The sequence below is a fragment of the Acidobacteriota bacterium genome, assembly GCA_040754075.1.
Lineage (GTDB): Bacteria > Acidobacteriota > Blastocatellia > UBA7656 > UBA7656 > JBFMDH01.
Genome location: JBFMDH010000045.1, coordinates 33,110 through 52,887, shown reverse-complemented (window position 1 = coordinate 52,887; position 19,778 = coordinate 33,110). Strand labels below are relative to the sequence as shown.

The 19,778-nt window shown below is 49.2% G+C and carries 17 protein-coding genes; 3 read left to right on the top strand and 14 right to left on the bottom strand.

Annotated elements, in window-relative coordinates; all coding sequences use genetic code 11:
• Positions 1-144: 144 nt before the first annotated feature.
• The 3 genes from AB1757_29245 to AB1757_29235 form a co-directional block, all read right to left on the bottom strand.
• Positions 145-1,263, bottom strand: a complete 1,119-nt coding sequence (locus tag AB1757_29245) for an energy transducer TonB (GenBank protein MEW6131153.1) — start codon at positions 1,261-1,263, stop codon at positions 145-147.
• Between the two features lie 95 nt (positions 1,264-1,358).
• Positions 1,359-2,378, bottom strand: a complete 1,020-nt coding sequence (locus tag AB1757_29240) for an energy transducer TonB (protein MEW6131152.1) — start codon at positions 2,376-2,378, stop codon at positions 1,359-1,361.
• A 441-nt stretch (positions 2,379-2,819) separates the two neighbouring features.
• Positions 2,820-4,013 carry a YCF48-related protein gene (locus tag AB1757_29235; GenBank protein MEW6131151.1) on the bottom strand — a complete coding sequence of 398 codons (1,194 nt, stop codon included), beginning with the start codon at positions 4,011-4,013 and terminating at the stop codon, positions 2,820-2,822.
• A 190-nt stretch (positions 4,014-4,203) separates the two neighbouring features.
• Here AB1757_29235 and AB1757_29230 point away from each other — a divergent pair, with 190 nt between their 5' ends.
• From AB1757_29230 to AB1757_29220, 3 genes are all read left to right on the top strand, one after another.
• A complete protein-coding gene (locus AB1757_29230; protein ID MEW6131150.1) occupies positions 4,204-5,982 on the top strand; it encodes an acyl-CoA dehydrogenase family protein in 1,779 nt (592 codons plus the stop codon).
• Positions 5,983-6,181: 199 nt separating this feature from the next.
• Complete coding sequence (locus tag AB1757_29225) at positions 6,182-7,897, top strand: amidohydrolase (protein ID MEW6131149.1); 1,716 nt, start codon at positions 6,182-6,184, stop codon at positions 7,895-7,897.
• A gap of 30 nt (positions 7,898-7,927) precedes the next feature.
• The gene (locus AB1757_29220) at positions 7,928-8,974 is read left to right on the top strand and encodes an energy transducer TonB (protein ID MEW6131148.1); all 1,047 of its coding nucleotides are present in this window, start codon (positions 7,928-7,930) and stop codon (positions 8,972-8,974) included.
• Between the two features lie 33 nt (positions 8,975-9,007).
• On the opposite strand, the gene AB1757_29215 is transcribed toward AB1757_29220, so the two are convergent.
• The 11 genes from AB1757_29215 to AB1757_29165 form a co-directional block, all read right to left on the bottom strand.
• Positions 9,008-10,348, bottom strand: a complete 1,341-nt coding sequence (locus AB1757_29215; protein MEW6131147.1) for an NAD(P)/FAD-dependent oxidoreductase — start codon at positions 10,346-10,348, stop codon at positions 9,008-9,010.
• Positions 10,349-10,714: 366 nt separating this feature from the next.
• On the bottom strand, positions 10,715-11,314 hold the full coding sequence (locus AB1757_29210) for a hypothetical protein (GenBank protein ID MEW6131146.1): 600 nt from the start codon (positions 11,312-11,314) through the stop codon (positions 10,715-10,717).
• A 228-nt stretch (positions 11,315-11,542) separates the two neighbouring features.
• Positions 11,543-12,322, bottom strand: a complete 780-nt coding sequence (locus tag AB1757_29205) for a LytTR family DNA-binding domain-containing protein (protein MEW6131145.1) — start codon at positions 12,320-12,322, stop codon at positions 11,543-11,545.
• Positions 12,323-12,428: 106 nt separating this feature from the next.
• Entirely contained in the window at positions 12,429-13,619 is a 1,191-nt protein-coding gene (locus AB1757_29200) for a histidine kinase (GenBank protein ID MEW6131144.1), read from the bottom strand.
• A gap of 71 nt (positions 13,620-13,690) precedes the next feature.
• Complete coding sequence (locus tag AB1757_29195; GenBank protein ID MEW6131143.1) at positions 13,691-14,473, bottom strand: alpha/beta fold hydrolase; 783 nt, start codon at positions 14,471-14,473, stop codon at positions 13,691-13,693.
• 192 nt (positions 14,474-14,665) lie between these two features.
• Positions 14,666-16,279, bottom strand: coding sequence for a wax ester/triacylglycerol synthase family O-acyltransferase (locus AB1757_29190; GenBank protein MEW6131142.1), 1,614 nt, complete (start codon positions 16,277-16,279; stop codon positions 14,666-14,668).
• 83 nt (positions 16,280-16,362) lie between these two features.
• The gene (locus tag AB1757_29185; protein ID MEW6131141.1) at positions 16,363-16,803 is read right to left on the bottom strand and encodes a nitroreductase/quinone reductase family protein; all 441 of its coding nucleotides are present in this window, start codon (positions 16,801-16,803) and stop codon (positions 16,363-16,365) included.
• A gap of 13 nt (positions 16,804-16,816) precedes the next feature.
• Positions 16,817-17,383: a GNAT family N-acetyltransferase gene (locus tag AB1757_29180; protein MEW6131140.1), complete on the bottom strand. Its 567-nt coding sequence runs from the start codon at positions 17,381-17,383 to the stop codon at positions 16,817-16,819.
• Positions 17,384-17,396: 13 nt separating this feature from the next.
• Positions 17,397-18,002, bottom strand: coding sequence for a GNAT family N-acetyltransferase (locus AB1757_29175; GenBank protein MEW6131139.1), 606 nt, complete (start codon positions 18,000-18,002; stop codon positions 17,397-17,399).
• Positions 18,003-18,120: 118 nt separating this feature from the next.
• Positions 18,121-18,720, bottom strand: a complete 600-nt coding sequence (locus AB1757_29170; protein MEW6131138.1) for a hypothetical protein — start codon at positions 18,718-18,720, stop codon at positions 18,121-18,123.
• An 80-nt stretch (positions 18,721-18,800) separates the two neighbouring features.
• A complete protein-coding gene (locus AB1757_29165) occupies positions 18,801-19,673 on the bottom strand; it encodes an SDR family oxidoreductase (protein ID MEW6131137.1) in 873 nt (290 codons plus the stop codon).
• Positions 19,674-19,778 lie beyond the last annotated feature (105 nt).

Here is a 19,778-nt window from a genome sequence, read left to right as displayed (position 1 = left end):
AAGAAAAACAGATAAAAATAGATTGGCAATTTTCCATAGAGTCTGCAAGAAGCAAATTGAACAGGCATTATGAGAAGGTCAATGCAGACAATCAGAAATATAACAAAACTTAAAAAACGGTGTACTAAGAGGCAATTCATCGGATTACGAACCGGCTCCGAGATTGACCGGAACTTTGATAGGAACTTTGTAGAGGGTAATCGGCTGGCCTTTAACGGTCGCGGGACGAAATCTGGCTTTGCGAAGCGCAGCAATCGCCGCATCATCCATGCCTTCCAAGTGGGTTCTTACAACAATGTCGGTTATCGTACCATCGGCGTTGAAAGTGGCTTCGAGTAAGACATAACCGTAGACTTTATTTTCCTGTGCTTCGGGCGTGACAATCGGGCGAACCCGACTTATCCATGAGATGCCTGTGCTTTCAGGCATTGATGGAAGTTTAGTATAAGGAATTCCTGTAGGCACGATGTTACCTGTTGGCGACCCGCCCGTGCCGCCTGCGCCGGGTTTGTTGCCGGTGCTGTTTTCATTGCCCGCGCCAGGACCGTTATTATTGCCAACCCCACCATTATTCCCTTCACCAACGCCGCCATTTTTGCCAGTCCCGCCCGATGGGGTGGTTCCGGTTCCGGTAGGCGACCCAATAGTTTCGCCGGATGGAGGCGGAGGCGTTTCGGTTTCGCCTTTTAAGGTTGGATTCATCGGCAAGGCAGGGTTCGGTACATTCGGCGCAGTTGGCGGCAAGACCGGTTCAATTAGCGCGGATTGCGGCGGCATACCTTTATTTGCGGGCGTCGCTTCGTTTTGTCCACCACCACTCGCGGCAGCGTTTTTATCGCCACCACCTAAACCTTCTTGGGGAGTTTTTGAGAAATTATCTTTTGAATTCGCCTCTGGTTCTATGGGTTCATCGGGTTCGGGTTTGTCAGGAGTAACCCAATGTTTAAGAACTAACTCTTTGTCATCATTGGCTTCACTCAATGACCCTCTCTGCCACTTGACCGATACTAAAAAAATCCCTACAGCAATGTGAAAAACGATGGCGAGCGTTAGCCCCATGCGAATCAGTTTTTTGCGTTGCAGGTCTTTCGCTTCGTCAAGGAATAAATTTTTGATGAAAGCTTGCGGGTCTTTGGAAAACTCACGAGCAGCAAGCAACACCTCTTCGACCAGACGCGCAAAGATGCTTTTCTGTTGCAGCATCGCAAACGGCAATTCCGGTTCGGTCTTTTTGAATATTTCGCTGGTCGTCGCTGTAGCCATAGTGAAGCGGTTAAATTTTACCTGATTAAAACGAACGCCGCGATAAAATTCTCGCGGCGCTCCTCATTAACCATTTTTCCCGTAGCGTTCAAACGCTATCGCAAATTGAAATCAATCTGCACGTTGACCCAGTAAGCAACCGGTTGTCCGTTTTTGGTCGCCGGTCTGAAGCGTATTTGATACGCGGCGCGAATCGCTTCTTCGTTCAAGCCGTCGGGCAATCCGCGTGATACCCTAACGGATTTCACTGAACCGTCAGCGCCAACCAGAACGCGAACTAAAACGGCACCCTGAATTTTGTTTTTGCGGGCTTCTTCGGTGTAATTCGGACGTGGATAATTGAGCGCTACAGGTCTGGAATCAACGCTCTTGGCTGAACCATCCGGGTTGCGGTTACCATCGCCGCCACCAATATTCGGGTCGCCGCCGCCCATATTATACCCTCTGCCGGGACCAACGCCGGTGCCATCGCCTGAACCGATACCACCGCCTTTGCCTGAACCGATACCACCACCTTCACCGGGACCGGGCGAGGGCGGGCCCGGAACGCCTGTCGGCAGTCCGGTCGGCGCTAAATCATCGCGCTTGGGTTGCAGACGCGGGTCAACCTGAACGGTTTCAGGAACCGGTAACGCGGGCGGACGAAGCGTTGGTTCCGGGCGCGGCGCAATAATCGGCGGTTTCAAATCAAACTTGGGCAGTTGACCTTGAGACGGAGGGGTTGCAGATTTGCGACCACCGCCGCCGCCACCACCGGCTTTTTCTTTGCCTTTCGGCATATCGATTGTTTGTTCCTGAAAATCCTGAGGATTCGCTAAGGCGATGAATTCCTGCTGCTCGTCGGTTTTTTCTCCGTCTTTTGCGTGAGCAATGGTGTAAGCAGCAAGCACGCCAATGAAAGCCGTTGAAAAGACCATCATGGCAACGGCTAAACCATACAGCAAATTCATCTGGCGACGTTTTCCACCAATTCCATCACCCTTAATGGCACTGGTGATGTAACCTGCGGGGTCGTGAGAAAATTCTCTTGTGGCTTCACTAAATTCTGTCAGTAGACGCTTGGCAATGGATGGTTGATTGATAAACGCGTCTGCAAATAAACCTTTTTCTTGCATATCCTTTTTTCCTCCGTTGAGCCGTTTGGTTGATTGGGAGAATCGCGGCTCAGAGGGTTGAGAGCTTTTAAGCCCTCTACCTGTCCTGCTTTCCTTCAAAAATCATAGGCTTTTTAATTTTGACTTGAGGCTCTTTTGAGTGTCAAGTAATTGCCTTCTATATTCGTTTATAATTTACGGATTGTGCATCGGAGCAGTTTCAAACAACTCCGACAATTCTCGAACGCTTAACGGTTAAGAACTTGCGATTTTATTTCCCCAAACACCCGTTTTCTTTAGTGCTTTAAGTTGGCAATTGCGATGCCTGGGAAAATAGTAGGCAGTAGGCAGCGGGCAGTAGGCAGTTTGATAAGAATTGGGCAGCACTGATTACTCTTAAATCTTCCATTAATTTCGTGATCTACTGAATGGCGAAATTAGAGTTTGAAAACTGCCTACTGCCTACTGCCCCTCATATTTCAGAAATGCGCCGCCAAGTCCTACGGCAAAGCCACGCTCGCGGCTGAGAAAAACCACATCGCGCAAATCCGCACCGATGGCATTCGGTACGGACACCCAGCTATCGCCGCCATTGCTGGTGTAAATAATTTCACCCCGATCACCCACTGCCCAACCGTGGTCTTTATCGAAAAAATGCAAATCGCGCATTTTAAATTCAGGCTTTAAATAAACCATCTTCAACCAGGTCTTGCCGCCATCCGAAGTTTTCGCAGGCCGCCCGCTCTGCCCGACCACCCAGCCATTGTTATCATCCAGAAAACAGATGGCTCCGAAATTCAATTCCGGCAATTTCCCTTGAATCTCCGTCCAGTTCAACGCGCCGTCCGTGGTCTTATAAAATTTGCCATCAGTTGTATTCGCCCAGGCGCGGTTAGCGTCAAGAAAAAAGATGCTGTTCATATTCTGCTCGAACGGGTATTTGATTTCATTCCAGTTTTGCCCGCCATCAATGGTTTTCAAAAATATTCCGGGTTGTTCCGAGTAATCATCTTTGCGTCCACCGCCCCATGCCCAACCATGACTGGCGTTCAAAAAATAGATGCGCTCAATCTGTTCCGGTTGTTCCATCAGCGGGTTGCGCCGGTTAGCGGTGACCTTCACATTGACCTTCCCGGCTTTGCGTTGCGTCGTCCAGGTCTTCGCGCCATCCGTAGTTTTTAAAATGTCCCGGTCAATCGTAAGCGCCCAGCCCGTCTGTTCATCAACGAAAAAGACCGAGCGAATTTTGTATTTGAACTGGTCGGGCAATTGTTTCCAGGTGTTGCCGCCATCCGTGGTCTGCAAAACCTCGAAACCCTGATTGTTTTTCAGCGGGTCATCCTTGTCTTTCTCCTTTTTCTTTTCCTCGTTTTTGTTGGCGTTGCTGTTGGCGTTCTTATTGATGTTGGCGTTGCTGTTGGCATTTTGATCGGTATTGGCGTTGACATTGGCATCTTCGCCAATCGGAAGATAATTGCGGTCGGATTGGGCGTTGATCCATCCGACATTTTCATTCACGAAGTTGACCGAATAAAACGCATCGCCGATGCCTGCGTCCATCGGCACCCAGGTGCCCGGCAAATTGGTATTGGAACAGGCTGCATAAAAAATAATCGTCGTCAGACTGAGAAGCGTTAATCCAAATTTTCGTCGCATCAAATTTTCCTTGAGTTGATTTTCTTTCGCATAGATGATTCTATCATTCGTAGGATTGCACGGGCTAAGGCGTGTTTGCAGAAAAAATTTTCATACAAATAATTTTTACGCTGGCGAATTGGACTAGAACGCGGTTGTGCGATACCCTAACCAATACCTTAAATCGCCAGTTATAAACGGAGACAAGCGAATGACCAGGACAGCGAAACAACCGATCAAGGGTGGCAGTTTTTTAATCGAAGACCGCACACCCGCCGAAGTTTTCACTCCCGAAGACATTAACGAAGAACAACGCATGTTCGCCCGAACTGCCGAAGAGTTTCTTCGTAAAGAGGTCATCACCCGCGAAGAACAAATCTATGCGAAAGACTATGCGACGCATCGCGAACTGATGTTGCAAGCCGGAGAACTCGGACTCTTGAGCATCGACATTCCCGAAAAACATGGTGGACTCGGACTCAGCAAAGTGAGTTCCGCAGTGGTCGGCGAACAGTTCGCTCTGCAACCCTCGTTTGCCGGAACCCAGAGTTCGCACGTCAACATCGGCACCCTGCCACTGGTCTTTTTCGGTAATGAGGAACAGAAAAATAAATATCTCCCGAAACTGGCATCGGGCGAAATGATTGGCGCGTATGCGCTCACCGAACCGCAATCGGGCAGCGACGCGCTCGCCGCGAAAACCAAAGCGGTGCTCTCGGAAGACGGCAAACATTACATTCTCAACGGGCAGAAGATGTGGATAACCAACGGCGGTTTCGCGGATTTGTTCACTGTCTTTGCCAAAATCGACGGTGAAAAATTTACCGCATTTCTCGTCGAACGCGGCGAAGGCTTGGTAAGCGGTCACGAAGAAAAGAAGCTCGGTCTTGACGGTTCTTCGACCACCGCGTTGATGCTCGAAGATTGCAAAGTGCCTGTAGAAAATGTACTCGGCGAAATCGGACGCGGGCATAAAATCGCATTCAATGTCTTAAACATCGGGCGCTTGAAACTCGGCGCGCGTTCCGTTGGCACCATCAAACTTTCGCTCGGCGATGCCGTGCGCTACGCCAAAGAGCGCCATCAATTCGGTCAACCGATTGCCAATTTCGGACTCATCAAACACAAAATCGCCGAGATGGCGATTCGCGGTTATGTCGGCGAAGCCATGCTCTATCGCACGCTTGGCGCAATTGATGATGCCTTGCACGAAGTTGACAAAGACGACCCGACACAGGTTTTGCGCATACTCGAACAATTCGCTACCGAATGTTCGATTATCAAAATCTGGATGACCGAAGCCTTGGCTTATGTGGTTGACGAAGAGGTGCAGATTTTCGGCGGCTATGGTTATTCAAAAGATTACCCGGCGGAACGCGCCTATCGTGATGCGCGCATCGCCAGGCTTTATGAAGGCACCAGCGAAATCAATCGCATCGTCATCGCCTCACAGCTTTTCCGCCGCGCCAAAATCGGCGAACTTGCGTTGTTTGAAGCCGCGAAATGTGTCGAAGCGGGCGACCGTTTGAATTCCGATACTATGGATTTGAATGTCGCGACCTTATTGCTCAATGATGAGTTGAAGATGTTAAGAAGCGCAAAATCCATGACGCTTTTAGCCATCAATCAAGTAAATGAAACCTACGGCGATAAAGCCCGCGACGAACAGGAATTCTTAGGTCTGGTTTCCGATATGGTCATTGATGTTTACGCGATGGAAAGCGCGTTGCTCAGAACCGAACGGCTAATTGCCGACAAAGGCGCGGAAAATATTGAAACGCAAATTAACATCACACGCATCTTTGTTCGTGACGCGGCATTGCGCATAGCACGCGCGGCGCGCACCGTTGCGGTCGAAACCGGCTATGAAAAGAGTCTGGAAACCATTCAACGCCTGGTTCACAGCGCGCCGATTAAAACCATTGCCGCGCATCGCCAAATCGCTGACGCCATCATTGCCGCGGGCAAATACAATTTGTCGTCGCACTGATTTCTTGAGTCGATTTTCCTGGGGCTTTACCACTTTGATGTGCGGAGAGCCGGTGGCTCTTTGTAAAGTACGCTTATAAAGGCGGCGTAGTGGCTAAGAATAAATTCAGCCAACAGGAAAGGCAGAGCCTTTCCGCACATCAAAGCGGCAGAGTCGCCAACACAAAAGCATCCTGCTTATTATCTCATCGAGGTCTTTAATGAAATTTATTACCCTTTCGCTTATTATTCTTGCGCTTTGTTTACCTTCATTGATTTTGCCAACCGCGTCGGTTGAAGCTTTCACGCTGAAAGACACCGCTGACATTGTTTTCAAAAATGGCAATATCTATACGGTCAATGCCAAACAACCGCGCGCCGAAGCCGTAGCCGTTAAAGGCGATAAAATTATTTTCGTCGGCTCTAGCAAAGACGCCAAACAGTACGAAGGCAAAACCACTCGCGTCGTTGATTTGAAAGGCAACACCGTCGTTCCCGGCATGACCGATTCGCATTATCATCTGTCGGGCGTCGGTTTCCGCGAAATGAATTTAAACCTCGAAGGCACCAATACACTTGAAGCCTTTTTAGCCAAAGTCAAAGAGCGCGTCGATAAAACCAAAGCGGGCGAATGGGTAACAGGTCGCGGCTGGATTGAAACCTTCTGGAAACCGCAAGCCTTTCCGACGCGCTCTGATTTGGACAAAATCGCGCCGAATAATCCGGTTTATCTCACACGCGCAGACGGTCACGCGGGCGTCGCCAACAGCATGGCGATTAAACTCGCGGGCGTTGATAAAGCGACGCCCAATCCTTTCGGCGGCGAAATCATGAAAGACAAAGAGACCGGCGAACCGACCGGAATGTTTTTGGACGGGGCGCAATCGCTCATCGGGCGAAAAATCCCCCGACAGGCTGAAGGCAGTTTGGCTGATGCCATTGTGACTGGCGCAAATCGCAGCGTCGAACTTGGCTGGACACAGATTCAGGATGCGGGCGGCAATTACGGCGATGTTGATTTAATGCGCAAGCTTTACGGCGAAGGCAAAATCAAACTGCGAATTTACAAAGCGATTCACGGACCCAACCCGAACGCCATGCGCTTGATTAAAGAAGGCGCAAGCACCGGCGAATTTAAAAATCATTTCACTCTGCGCGCCATTAAAGTGGTGATGGACGGGGCGCTTGGTTCCAAAGGGGCATGGCTTCTGGAAAATTATTCCGATTACAACACCGCAGGATTTCCGACCGTAAAAGAAGACGAGTTATACCCGATGCTGGTTGAAGCCTTGAAAGCTGGCATTCAAGTTGAAACTCATGCGATTGGTGATCGAGCCAACCGCACGATTCTCGATTTGTATGAACGCGCTTTCAAAGCGGTGCCGCCGGAACAGAGAAAAGTTAAAGAGCCGCGCTGGCGCATTGAACACGCCCAGATTGTTCACCCGGACGATATTCCGCGCTTTGCCAAATTGCAGGTGATTCCTTCGATGCAGCCTTCGCACGCCATCGGCGATTTGCATTTCGCGCCCTCCAGACTTGGAATGAAGCGACTCGAAGGCGCTTATGCGTGGCAGAGTTTGATTAAACTCGGCTGTAAAATTGCCGGAGGGTCGGACGCGCCGGTCGAACGCGGCGAGCCGATGATTGAATTTTACGCGGCAGTTTCGCGCAAAGATATTCGCGGCTTTACAGGTGAAGGCTGGCATCCCGAACAGAAAGTTTTGCGTGAAGATGCCTTGAAGATGTTCACGCTGTGGGCGGCATACGCGGCATTTGAAGAAAATCTCAAAGGTTCGATTGAAGTCGGCAAACTCGCGGATTTTACGATTCTGTCGGCGGACATCATGAAAATCGCCGAACCGGAAATTTTAAAAACCCGGTGTGTGATGACCGTCATCGGCGGCGAGATTGCTTACGATGCAAATGCCAACTAAAGCTTCGTTCCTTCAACTGGAGGTTCAAAGATGTTTTCAATAAAAGGGAGCTTGAGCGTTGTGTCGGTTTTTTTGTTAGCTTGTTCTTTGTCTTCAACAGCAATCTTTGCACAATCTAAAAGAAAGAAACCTGAGCATTCAAAAAAACAGCCAATGCTCAAACCTGTTAAACTTCCATCTCTTTTTCCGATTGATTCTTCCGAGGTTTTCATTGCAAGCAAACCTGCGCCCGAACCTTCATTTATCCCGACAGGAGATCATCAAGATATGTCTGATAGACCGGGAATGAGTGCCGATAAGGGGCAAGAAGATTTGGTTCCTTATGAAAGAGCCAAAGAGTTGCTACAAACTATCGGATTGAATACCGCGGTTCCTGTGAAATTCGAGAACCCGCAGAATTCGCCTCTGGTCATTGTAAGTGCAGACCTGGAAATCAAAAAAATCAGACGACCTCACAGACCATTTAGTGATCTTTCGGAAGTTTATGTGATGGAAACAAGCATTAAATTCTCGAATGCAACCAGCAAACCGATTAAAGCCTTTGGTATCTATTTCCTCAAAATTGGCTATAGCGACCCCGATGAACTGCCCTACATTCATTCTACAGGCGTCGGACCATACAACACCTTCACTTTTCAGATGTCGAACACCTCTACGGAACTCAGTTGGCTACAAAACCCTGAACAACTGATGGTCAAAGTTGCAGGCATTGTTTTCGCCGACAACTCGATTTGGGAAGAGCAGGCTGAGTCAAAATACATCTTTGAGAATACAGTTAAGAGATTTCCTGATGAATCTCAAGAGGAAGCTGATTCAAAGCCGGCGCTTCTCAGTTCACCTAGTTCTCGTTACACCGAAGAGGCGCGAAAGAATAAAATCGAAGGCTCGGTTCAAGCAAGAGCGTTGATTGGCGCAGACGGCAAGGTAAAAAGTGTGCGCATCACTTCCGGGTTACCTGACGGCTTGAACGAAGAGGCGATATGGACTATCTATCGAATGCTTTTTAAGCCAGCAATGAAAAATGGCATAGCCATTACCTATTGGATGAAGGTAGACATTGAATTCAAGATTCAATAAATTCCTCACCTGAATCTTTCCTTCACTTCCCTGCTATCGCACCTGATATTCGCCTTCGGTGGTTTGCGCGTCTTGAGTCTGACCATCATTATTCACGGTTTTGCGCGGCAGTAAGCTCAAACGCCTGCCGGTGATGAGGCGCGCGCCACGTTGATAAGTGAAATATGACCAAGCCCAGTTGAACAAAACCATCAAGCGATTGCGAAATCCGATAAGGAAAAAGATGTGCACCATCAGCCACGCCATCCACGCGACAAAGCCGCTGAGATGCGTTGTGCCCATCTGCGCAATGGCGGCGCTGCGTCCAATGGTCGCCATACTGCCTTTGTCGAAATATTTAAATTTCTCGTAAGACTTTCCTTCAAGTGCCCACTGAATATTTTTTGCAGCGTGTTCGCCCATCTGCATCGCCACGGGACTGACGCCCGGCAAGGGTTTTCCGTCCTGATGTGTGAAGCTGGTCATATCGCCAATCGCAAAAACATTTTTATATCCCGGCACGGTTAAATCCGGTTCAAGGATAATGCGCCCGCCTCTATCAAGCGGCACACCTAAAGTTTTCGTGAGTCCGGTTGCGCCGACGCCCGCGCCCCAGATGACCGTCGCGGCGCGAATCTTATCGTCCTTCAAATAAACGCCCGTATCATCAATGTTGGTCGCTTGTGCATTGAGGCGAACCTTGACACCGAGTTCTGCGAGTTGCGCTTGGGCGCTTGCCGATAAATCTTCGGCAAAACTCGGCAAGATGCGTGCGCCACCTTCAAGCAAAATAATCTCCGCTGATTCCGGGTCAACATTGCGAAAATCTCTCGACAAGGCGTAACGCGCAAGCTCGGCGATTGCCCCCGCAAGTTCAACGCCTGTCGGACCGCCGCCAACCACCACAAAAGTCATCAGTTCTTTTTTGCGCTGAGGGTCGGTCTCTTTTTCGGCTTGCTCGAACGCCAGCAACACGCGGCGACGAATCTCTACGGCGTCGTCCAGGTCTTTCAATCCCGGTGCAAACTTTTCCCATTCATCGTGTCCGAAATAACTGGTACGCCCGCCGGTCGCGAGAATTAAATAGTCATAGGTCAACTCGCTGGCGCGCAATTTGATTTTACCGGCGGCAAGATTGACGCTGGTAACTTCGTCGAGCAGCACGTTGACGTTTTTCTGTTTGCGAAGAATCGAGCGAATCGGCGCGGCAATATCGGCGGGCGAAAGCCCTGCCATAGCGACTTGATAAAGCAATGGTTGAAACAGATGATGATTGGTGCGGTCAATGAGCGTCAGGCGCACGGGCGCTGAACGAAGCGTTCGCGCTGCCGAGAGTCCGCCAAATCCGCCTCCAACAATCACGACGCGCGGGGTCGCGCTTTTCTTCTCTTGCATAGCTTTCAAAAATCCCCTGCTCCAATTTGTTCACTTCATTTATCAGCGTAGCAAGGATACTGAACCGCACAAGGGTTTTGCCAGATGGGTTTACAGATAATCGAGATTTTTCAATTTGAGGCAGGCGACAATGAGTGATTCAAAAAAATAGCAGCGCAAAGAACGCGTTCGTTCAGAGAAACCCAGCCGTATCTCTGCTGCTAAAGGTTCACGTCCTTTGCGCTGTTTTGGCGAGGCGACTTTGTTCAGTCGCCAATTTTCAAATCAAAAATAGAGCGCGCAGTTTTTATCTTTTGAGACAGCCACCGCGCGCTCGTCTTAGGAGGAGTGTGGATTGGGCTACTCAAAAAACCTTGCTCTGCCGGTTTAAAACATCCCGACAAAAATTGGTAAATCACGTAATGATCGCTGAGGCAAATCGAGCATAAACGATGGCGAAAGCCCTGCCATCCTGGTCGCCAGTTGCCCTGTCCACTTTGCCGCGTCCAACCATTCAATCCCATCCATTAGCTTTGTCGTTTTTCTCGTAAACGGGTCATAGACATACATGCCTTTGGCAGTAATCGTAAACATCAATAAGCCAAATTTATCTGCAATCTCCATATCATCCGCAGAAGGCTGCGCTTGACAAATGTTGGGATGCGTGTGAACGATGGCAATCGCCGCCGGGTCAAGGGTAAAAGTAAATCGCTGGAACTCGTTGCTCTCGCCCAGGAATTTTGCTTTGTAAAAGCCTCCCAGCATGCGATAAATCAATACCACCCCTTCGCTGTTACTGGTTCCGCATTTGGATACGTGCCAGGCGTTTTGAAATTGTTTGACTACCTCTTTATCAAATTTTGAGAGGTCAAGCGTCCGCATGGGTTTCACCGTTTTGGTTTCTCGATTTCCTTTTGCCATTAAATCCTCGACCTCAATCAAAATGCCTGCGAGGAATATCAGAGCGACAACAGCCGATTTTTTCATGGCTCACTCCTGTTCAAAAAAATTTGCCTGGTTGATGCCAGTGGGCATCAACCAAGCAATGAGAAACTATGTTGAAAATATCCCGCGTCCGTGCAAAACGCGTTGATGTTTATGCAGTGAGTTTAAGCTGAATACGAGATGGGCGATATGAAAGTGTGATGAGCATCAGTGACTTTGTGACAGAGCGATGGATAAAGCGGATGAATCACCTGGCGCTTTACAACTCTTTTACAAATTCCTGCCGACGAATTCAATCAAGCGGTCGCGGTAATTGCGCGACAACATCAACTCCGCGCCGTTTTGCATGATGATTTTGTATTCGCCATGAAACCAGCTTTGCAATTCTTTGACGCGGTCAACATTGACGATGGTCGAACGATGCACGCGCAAAAATTTTTTCGGGTCGAGACAATTTTCCAAAGCCGTGATGGTTTCTCTGAGCAGGTGCGATTCTTTGCCAGTATGCAAACGCACATAATTGCCTTCGGATTCGATCCAATCAATCTCTTCGGTTTTAACGAAAGCAATATGACCGTTGTTTTTTACGATGAGTCGTTCGATGTGGGCGTTTTGGGTTTTCACACATTCGAGAACCTGAATGATTTTGTGGCGCAGGCTTTCATCTTTGCGCGTGTTAATCGCGTTTCTTGCGCGTTCAATGGCTTTGTCGAAACGCGCGCGGTCGAAGGGTTTGAGTAAATAATCGAGGGCATTGATTTCAAAAGCCCGAACCGCATACTGGTCAAAGGCAGTGATGAAAATGATATAAGGCAGGCGGTCGGCGCGAACCTTTTCGATTGCCGCAAAGCCATCGGCTTCGGGCATCTGCACATCGAGAAACAGCAAATCGGTGCGCGCGCATTCGAGTATCGCTGCTGCTTCAAAGCCGTTCGCACATTCACCGATAATCTGAATATCGGTGTGTCGCGCGAGCAAATCGCGCACCCGCTCGCGCGCCAGCAATTCATCATCAACAATCAAGACACGAAGCCCCTGAGTTTCAGACATACCTCTCCCCTCCTCTACAACTCGCAAAGATAAATCATGCGCCGGGACATAGATGGCTCAATCAGAACTTTGATTAACTTTACTGAGTGAACCTTTGCGAATTGGTTTAATGCATTAAAGGCTGGGCGTGTACGCTGTTGCTCTCTATAACGCGCAAGCTATCCGGTTGGTTCATTTTTTCGCGGGATGATTTAAAGGGAATTTCAATGGTCACCACCAATCCCCCTTGAGGGGCATTTTCTATATCAAAACGATGCTCAACACCATAGAGCTGATATAAACGCGCTTGTGTATTGGCAAGCCCGATGCCTTCACGAAGCAAGTTTTTTTGTATGGGAATTCCTGAGCCGTTATCGATGACCTGAACCAGCAAATGGTCATTGCGACATCTGGCATGAATTTCAACCCGTCCCGATTGTTTATGTGGCGCAATGCCGTGAATGATGGCGTTTTCAACCAGCGGTTGCAAAATCAAATTGGGCAGACGCGCCTGCAAGGCTTCCGGTTCGACCTGCATCTGCACGCGCAAACGGTCTTGAAAGCGAATGCACTCAATATCGAGATAGGCTTTTAAAAATTCGAGTTCTTCTTTGAGCGTGACCTCCTGTGCGCCGACGCTTTCCAGTGTCAGACGCAGAAAATCACCGAGCCGGGCAATCATTTTTTCGGCAGCTTCACGGTCTTTATTCATCAAAGCCGAAATGGCATTGAGGGTGTTAAAAAGAAAATGCGGATTGAGTTGCATTCTAAGGGCGCTCAATTCGGCTTGCGCGAGTTGGGTTTCAAGACGCGAGGCTTTCAATTCGCCTTCGCGAAAACGGCGGTGATACTCCAGGGCGTATTTGATTAAGATGATGACCCAATAAATGAGCGTGCCATAATCGAAAATCGCCCACACGTTTCTGAGTACACGCCAAAGTGACAAGGTTTGCCCGGCTTCAGCCATCAAATAAAAAAAACTGAGAATTTCAATTGTCCGGGTCGCAAAGCTGATGAGTAAACTGGCAACAAGGTGAATGACCAGATGTTGCTGCCAGGTGTGGCGTTCAATGGGAAACCGTCGCGCCAACCACAAAATCAACGGGGTGAGCGCCGCCCACGAATAGGCATAGATAAAACTGAGCAGAAAAATCCGGGTGAGTTGAAAAGGCACTTCGCGTGTGCTGTAAGCAATATAGGTTTGACTGGCGATCAGCAAACCGAACAACGTGCCCGCGCCAAAAAGTAGAGCGAGCCGCGCCCAGCGATTTGCTAAACGAAAAGGAAAGTCAAGTGTAGGGTCTGAAGAAGCCAGCAAACTGCATCTCCATGTGGAAATTTATTTTCGGCTGGATTTCTTCAATTTTCGATAAGCCACGAACGTGAAGGCTAATGCTTTTTAATCGCCTTTGACAACCGTTTTGCCATAATGCTGTAGACTGTCGGATTGAATGCCAGTCCGACGTGGGTTGCCAGAACTTCAAAATCGCTTTCAGGATTTTCGGTGATGCAAACTTTCCAGTCAACGATGCCGTCGGTCTTGGTATAGATAGCGGTTTCCTGCACGGTCTCGGAAAACGATTGCAAAGACATCACCGCATCACAGGTGCAAAAGCCCGTGTAACATTCAGGGTAAGTGTCGGGGTAGCCCGGCTTGCCTTTGCGCGCCGCGAGAATTCTTTCGCGGACAATTTTGGAAGTTTCCAAAACGATTGGGTGCGAACGCACACCGCGAAACGGCGAACCCAGGGTAATCACCGAGGCGATATGATTCGGGCGTTTTTCAGCCGCCGAACGCGACAACACGCCGCCGAGACTGTGACCGATTAAATGCACGCGCTTGCCGGTTTCGTCGTAGGCTTTTTCAACCGTTTTCAACAACCGCCTGACCAGTGTATTCAAACAATCGGCATTCCAACCGATGCCGGAAAAATATGGATTATAGCCAATGCGCCGAAGCCAGTAATACATCTCCGTGAGATACAGGTCTGTGCCGAGAAAGCCCGGAACCACGACCACTGCCGAACGGTCGCCGCGCGGCACCCCCAGTCCGTAATAAACCGGTGAAGCGTGAAGCGCCAGCCAATCCATCCCTGCAAGCGCTTCAAGCCAGATTGGACGAGAAGTGGTTTGAAATTCCCTGTGAAATGATGCCAATGGTTTTGATGACATTGCCGAGTCCCCGTTTCCTTAGATAGTTCTTCGTCCCTGCTGTCAGTAATTGTAATCTATTTTTCCGTTAAGCGAGCAACCGATTTGGAAAAACAAAAAAAACCGCACGAACTTTTATCCATGCAGTCTTGCGATTGAATCTCTTTTAATTTTCACGACTCGATTTTTTATCATTTGAAAATTGCTGCTTTTTTATTTGGCTTTTCCGCTTGCAGCCCTCGCCTTTTTACTCGCTGTTTTTTTCGCTGCGGTCTTTTTCGCTGGCGCTTTTTTGGTTGTCACCTTTTTCGCAACCTTTGCCGGTGCCTGCTTCACCGGTTTCTTTATTTCGCTTTTGACTTCAACAGATTTCTGCTTGACTTCGGGCTTGGTCTTTTTTATTTCAGGCGGCTTAATCTCCGCAACCCCCGCCAGCGTCCGCAATTCGACAAACGATTCATGCAAAAACTTCTTCATATTTTCGACATCGGGCATCGCATGTGTGTCTGCGGTGATGCCAAAAGTCAACTTCTGGTCATAGCTCATAATCGCGCAACCGCAACCGACGGCGTAGCCGACAGGCACATAAGGATAATAGGCAATCATTTTTTTGCCAACCATATAAAGCGGCACCTGTGGTCCGGGCACATTGGTTGAAACCATGTTGTATGGCGCAACCGGCGTGTTGGCGATTGCCCCTGCAAGAGCCTGCACTGGCGCAGGCAAGATGCCCATCAATGCTGAAAACAGATTCAAGCCTTCGGCAACTCGCCCGGCTTTCATCTTCATGGTTTTGTCATTGATATAACGAAAACGTTCTAAGGGATTGCGCATATCGAGCGGAATCTCAACCGGCAACATCGATACCAGGTTGCCGAGCGCGCCGCGTTGGTCATCCTGACGAAGGCTCACCGGAACCATCACCCGCAGCATGCGACCTTCGACCGGTTGTTTGTGCAATGCCAGATAGCGCGCCACTGCGCCTGAAAGCACGGTTAAAACCACATCATTGACGGTGCCGCTGCAAGCGCCGCGAATCGCCCGCGCTTCGGCAAAAGAAAATTCCTGCCACACCAACCGGCGGTCGCCCGTGGTCGCTTTATTGAAAGGCAATTGCGTGGGCGGGGTTGCAAGCCCCGGCAAAAACCCGGCAATCCCCTGCATGGCGGTGCGAACATCGCGTTTCGTCCAGGCTTCCGCTAAATTTAACAGCCCGTTTTGAAATTCCATCCAGCGATTCATGCCTTCCTGCATACCGCCCAAAAGCGAATCAAAAAACTGTCGCGTTGCGTCCCGTCGCGGTTCACGCGGTTGCGGCGCGGGTTTAGGCGGAATCGGCGCAGGGGTTGGCGAAAAATCGAATAACAGCTTCACCAGATCAACCCCCGACACCCCATCCACCATGCAATGATGCACTCTGGAAATCATCGCCGTGTTATTGCCTTCCAATCCATAAACCAGATAAATATCCCAGAGCGGTTTTTTGCGATTCATCACCGGCGTAAAAATTTTGCTCGCCAGTTCTACCAATTCTTTTTCGCCGCCCGGGGCGTCAATTTGCAATTTAAAAATGTGATTGCGGATGTCGAAATCCGTAGCTTGTTCCCACGTCGGATGCCCCAGGTTGAACGGGTCATTTACGACAATCTGTTGATAGCGCGGCAAGAGGTGCAGTTTGGCATCAACGCTTTCGACGAATTTTTCAAACGGCACTTCGCCTTCAAAAATCATGACGCTGCCAATATGCATGGGCGCTTCTTTTCTCTCGAAATAGAGAAAGCTTGCATCCAGGGTCGTCAGTCTGCGATGCAGGTTGGGTGTTGACATGATAATTACTCCGTAAAAGAATCCCGTTTGCTCATTTTTATGCGAAGCGCTGCATCATAAAAACCGCAATCATTGCGTGTTGATTATTGGTTTTCTTGCGGTAATAAAACCGCTGCATACCCGCCGAATGCCCGGAAATATTGGTTCAAGTTTTGCGCAAAGTTTCTAAGTGTGGGCGGCAAGTTTTCCAAATTGTCGCCGGTTGAATCCTGCGACAAAACCAACGCGACACCCACGTGCGCTTTGCCGCCGATCCAGTAGCGCACCGGCGGATTGGCTTCGATATTTTTCACCCATTGCGACTCACTGCGAAAAGTGCTGACGAAAACGTATCGCCCAAACCGTGTTGCCAGAAGCGGCACATTGAATTTGCGCCCGCTTTTGCGCCCTGTGGTTTCCAAAACGATCAACCCCGTCGGCGTACAAACAGGCGAAGCGACTCCCAGTCGAATCCAGGGTTCGACCACCAGATTCAAATTGCGAAAAAAATCATTTTGTAAATTGGTAAAAGCGTTTGCCGACATATTGAATCTCTAACTACTCGGTCAAGCCGCGCACATCGTGCGACATCACCAGCAAATCGTGGGTGCGGTCATTGCGATCAATGACGAAATCCGAAAGCAGGGCTTCAGCGCGAAATCCCAAGCGTTCAAAAACCTGAATTGCGCCGCGCTGGTCAAATGCCATGCGCGCAATGATTTTCTGCATCCCCAAATTTTTCGCCATTGCGAAAACTTCATCCGCCAGGAGGCTGCCTAGCCCAAAGCCACGACATTCACGGCTGATCATCAAATGAATTTCACCGAGGTGCCGCACCCAGGTCAGTTCGCTGATGATGAGATTGGCATAGCCGACGAGTTTGCCGTCCATTTCCGCCAGGATCACATTGAAGCGACCGGCACTGACATTGTCGATGGCACGTTCGACCACTTGCGGCGTGGTGATGTCCATCGACAGGAATAACAAATCCTCTTCGGGCAAAGAGCGCGCAAAATTGAGCAATGCCGCTTTATCGTTTGCATTCAGTAATCGAATGGTGACTTTTTTATCTTTGATTGTCGTGTTCCACGGATATGAGCGTTTTGAAGCCGCTTTTCGAGCCATCAATTTCATCTCCTTAAAGTTTGCCTGCTCTTCTTATCAATCTTTTTCGCGGTTGTCCAGCGTCGCGTTTTAATAACAGCGTAATGTAAAGCCGCCCTTCTTTGACCTCACTCGTCAATTTAAAACCCGAATGTGAAAGCAACCGCTTCATCGCTTCATTGTCCAACGCCACCTGACATTCAAATTCGGTGATGGTCTGTTGCACTGCAACCGCTGCAAGTTTCTTGAGTAACATTGAACCCACCCCTTTACCTTGCCAGTCATCAGCAACTGTTACAGCCGCTTCGGCACGTTGCGAACTTTCGTCGCCTCTGTGAAACCGCGCCACCCCGACGATTTGATTATGGAATTCGGCAACCAGCGCGAAATGATTTTTCGCATCGACATCTGCCAGATATTTGGCGTAATTGGGGTCAGGTTTGGGGACAGTGAAAAACCGGTGATAGAGGCTTGTAGGTGAAAGCCTCCGGTAAAGGTCGAGCAGTTTCACATCATCATCAGGTTTGATTGGGCGCAAGGAAAGCCTGGAGCCATCACGGAGTTTCACGTTATCTTCAAGCTTTTTTAAATAACGTTTATCCTTTTGGGTTGCGCTTCGAGTTCTCCAGCCTTTTAACATTGCGCCCCCTGAGTTTTATAAAATAAAAAACGGCGATGAGCGACAGGTCTTATCGATTTTACTCAAATAGATTGTAAACCCACCGCCCATCACATTCGATAAAATTTATAGCGGCGAACTATTTCTTAGCCGGTATTCCGAAAAACGGCAATTGGGTGGCAAGGTCGAGCCAGCGCTTTTGCACCTCAACATAATTATTGAAGGATTGCTGCGCGAAATCCGCCAGCGCCGCAGCCGGTGAGGACTCATCAATGCCGAAGCTTTCTTTCATGGCATTGATGACCTGGGTATTTTGTTGCGCCGCAAAATCGAGCCACTGGGTTCTCGCTTTGATGACGGTTTCAAGTCCTTGTCCCATATAATCGCCCATCGCAGTAAGCATTTCCGAACCGTTAAAGCTAACGCCTTCACGAAGCGCGCCAAACAGTTGTGTGCTTTGTTGCGACACCATTTCAGCCCAGCGCTTTTGTGCTTCAACGAAACTTTCAACCCCTTGTTTTGCCCATTCGCCAAGCGCAGGCGTCGGCGCAGTATTATAGAGTTCCATGCCTTCTTTAATCGCTTTCATTACCAGAGCGTTTTGTTCAGTGGTAATTTCAATCCATTTCTTCTGCGCTTCAACCAGATGTTCGGCAACCTGGCTTGCCCATTCTGCCGCCTGTAAATTTTCGTTGCTTTTCGCGTGACTTCCTTTTGCTGATTTTGCTTTCGTAGCCATAATTAAAACTCCTTTCTAAAATCCAAACAATCATTGCAAAGGCATTTGCCTGCCTGACACTTCAATGTTCAGTCAATCCATTACGATTCTTGAGAATCATCATTCGTGTAGAGGTTGCCTTTTTTCGCAGATGCGTTAGATTTTCCGCGTCCGAACGCTTCTACAAAAGGCAATCCCCATCCCATCGCATAATCCAGCAGTCCCGGCGCGAGGGTGTTAAAGAAATTGATTGCCATCGCATCCAAAGCCATAACCACTTCCGGTTGCGGCAATCGCGCGTTTTGCACAATCACTCGTGCCAAGCCCCGCGCCGGAAATTTCGGAATAAATGCGGGCATCTCAAATCCTGTTTGATTTGCCGAGGTCTCGAAAATTTCAGTTTCAATCGCGCCCGGGAAAATAGTCGTCACATCAATTTTATCTGCCATCACTTCGGTTCTAAGTGATTCCGAAAATCCCGCGAGCGCAAATTTGCTGGCGCAGTAAGCTGTTTCATACGGCACGCCGCGTTTGCCTAAAATCGATGAGACATTAATAATCACACCGCCGCTTTTTTGCGACTTCATCACCGGAAGCGCCGCTTTACAGGCGTAAACCGCGCCCCAGAAATTGATTTCCATCACCCGACGGAAATCTTCAAGCGATAATTCATCAAACCGCGCGGCAACCCCGACGCCTGCGTTGTTGACCAGCGTATCAATCTGTCCAAAATGTTTTAAGCTTTTTTCGATGAGCCGTTCGACCTGTTTTTGCTCGGCAACATCGGTTTGTACGGCAAGCGCCTCGCCGCCTTTGGTTTCAATCTCGCGAACCACTTCCGCAAGCCGCGCTTTACGACGCCCCGCCACGATAACGCGAACTCCAGACCGGGCAAATTCCAGCGCCGTTTCGCGCCCGATACCGCTGGTTGCTCCGGTGATGATGGCTGTGGTTCCGCGTAATTTGCGCAGCATGACGATTCTCCTGACGCCGTGAGCATAGCAAATCGCCAAACTTGAAGTCAAGAATTATTTTTCGCAAATGCGAAAAATAATTCTTGACCGCTTTTTCTTTTCATC

What these genes read in the sequence shown, in the direction of transcription:
- AB1757_29230 (MEW6131150.1), top strand. Translation starts at nt 4,204, where the DNA reads ATGACCAGGACAGCGAAACAACCGATCAAGGGTGGCAGTTTTTTAATC.
- AB1757_29180 (MEW6131140.1), bottom strand. Translation starts at nt 17,383, where the DNA reads ATGGCTCGAAAAGCGGCTTCAAAACGCTCATATCCGTGGAACACGACA.
- AB1757_29165 (MEW6131137.1), bottom strand. Translation starts at nt 19,673, where the DNA reads ATGCTGCGCAAATTACGCGGAACCACAGCCATCATCACCGGAGCAACC.
- AB1757_29215 (MEW6131147.1), bottom strand. Translation starts at nt 10,348, where the DNA reads ATGCAAGAGAAGAAAAGCGCGACCCCGCGCGTCGTGATTGTTGGAGGC.
- AB1757_29185 (MEW6131141.1), bottom strand. Translation starts at nt 16,803, where the DNA reads ATGTCGGCAAACGCTTTTACCAATTTACAAAATGATTTTTTTCGCAAT.
- AB1757_29190 (MEW6131142.1), bottom strand. Translation starts at nt 16,279, where the DNA reads ATGTCAACACCCAACCTGCATCGCAGACTGACGACCCTGGATGCAAGC.
- AB1757_29195 (MEW6131143.1), bottom strand. Translation starts at nt 14,473, where the DNA reads ATGTCATCAAAACCATTGGCATCATTTCACAGGGAATTTCAAACCACT.
- AB1757_29175 (MEW6131139.1), bottom strand. Translation starts at nt 18,002, where the DNA reads ATGTTAAAAGGCTGGAGAACTCGAAGCGCAACCCAAAAGGATAAACGT.
- AB1757_29210 (MEW6131146.1), bottom strand. Translation starts at nt 11,314, where the DNA reads ATGAAAAAATCGGCTGTTGTCGCTCTGATATTCCTCGCAGGCATTTTG.
- AB1757_29170 (MEW6131138.1), bottom strand. Translation starts at nt 18,720, where the DNA reads ATGGCTACGAAAGCAAAATCAGCAAAAGGAAGTCACGCGAAAAGCAAC.
- AB1757_29240 (MEW6131152.1), bottom strand. Translation starts at nt 2,378, where the DNA reads ATGCAAGAAAAAGGTTTATTTGCAGACGCGTTTATCAATCAACCATCC.
- AB1757_29225 (MEW6131149.1), top strand. Translation starts at nt 6,182, where the DNA reads ATGAAATTTATTACCCTTTCGCTTATTATTCTTGCGCTTTGTTTACCT.
- AB1757_29235 (MEW6131151.1), bottom strand. Translation starts at nt 4,013, where the DNA reads ATGCGACGAAAATTTGGATTAACGCTTCTCAGTCTGACGACGATTATT.
- AB1757_29205 (MEW6131145.1), bottom strand. Translation starts at nt 12,322, where the DNA reads ATGTCTGAAACTCAGGGGCTTCGTGTCTTGATTGTTGATGATGAATTG.
- AB1757_29245 (MEW6131153.1), bottom strand. Translation starts at nt 1,263, where the DNA reads ATGGCTACAGCGACGACCAGCGAAATATTCAAAAAGACCGAACCGGAA.
- AB1757_29220 (MEW6131148.1), top strand. Translation starts at nt 7,928, where the DNA reads ATGTTTTCAATAAAAGGGAGCTTGAGCGTTGTGTCGGTTTTTTTGTTA.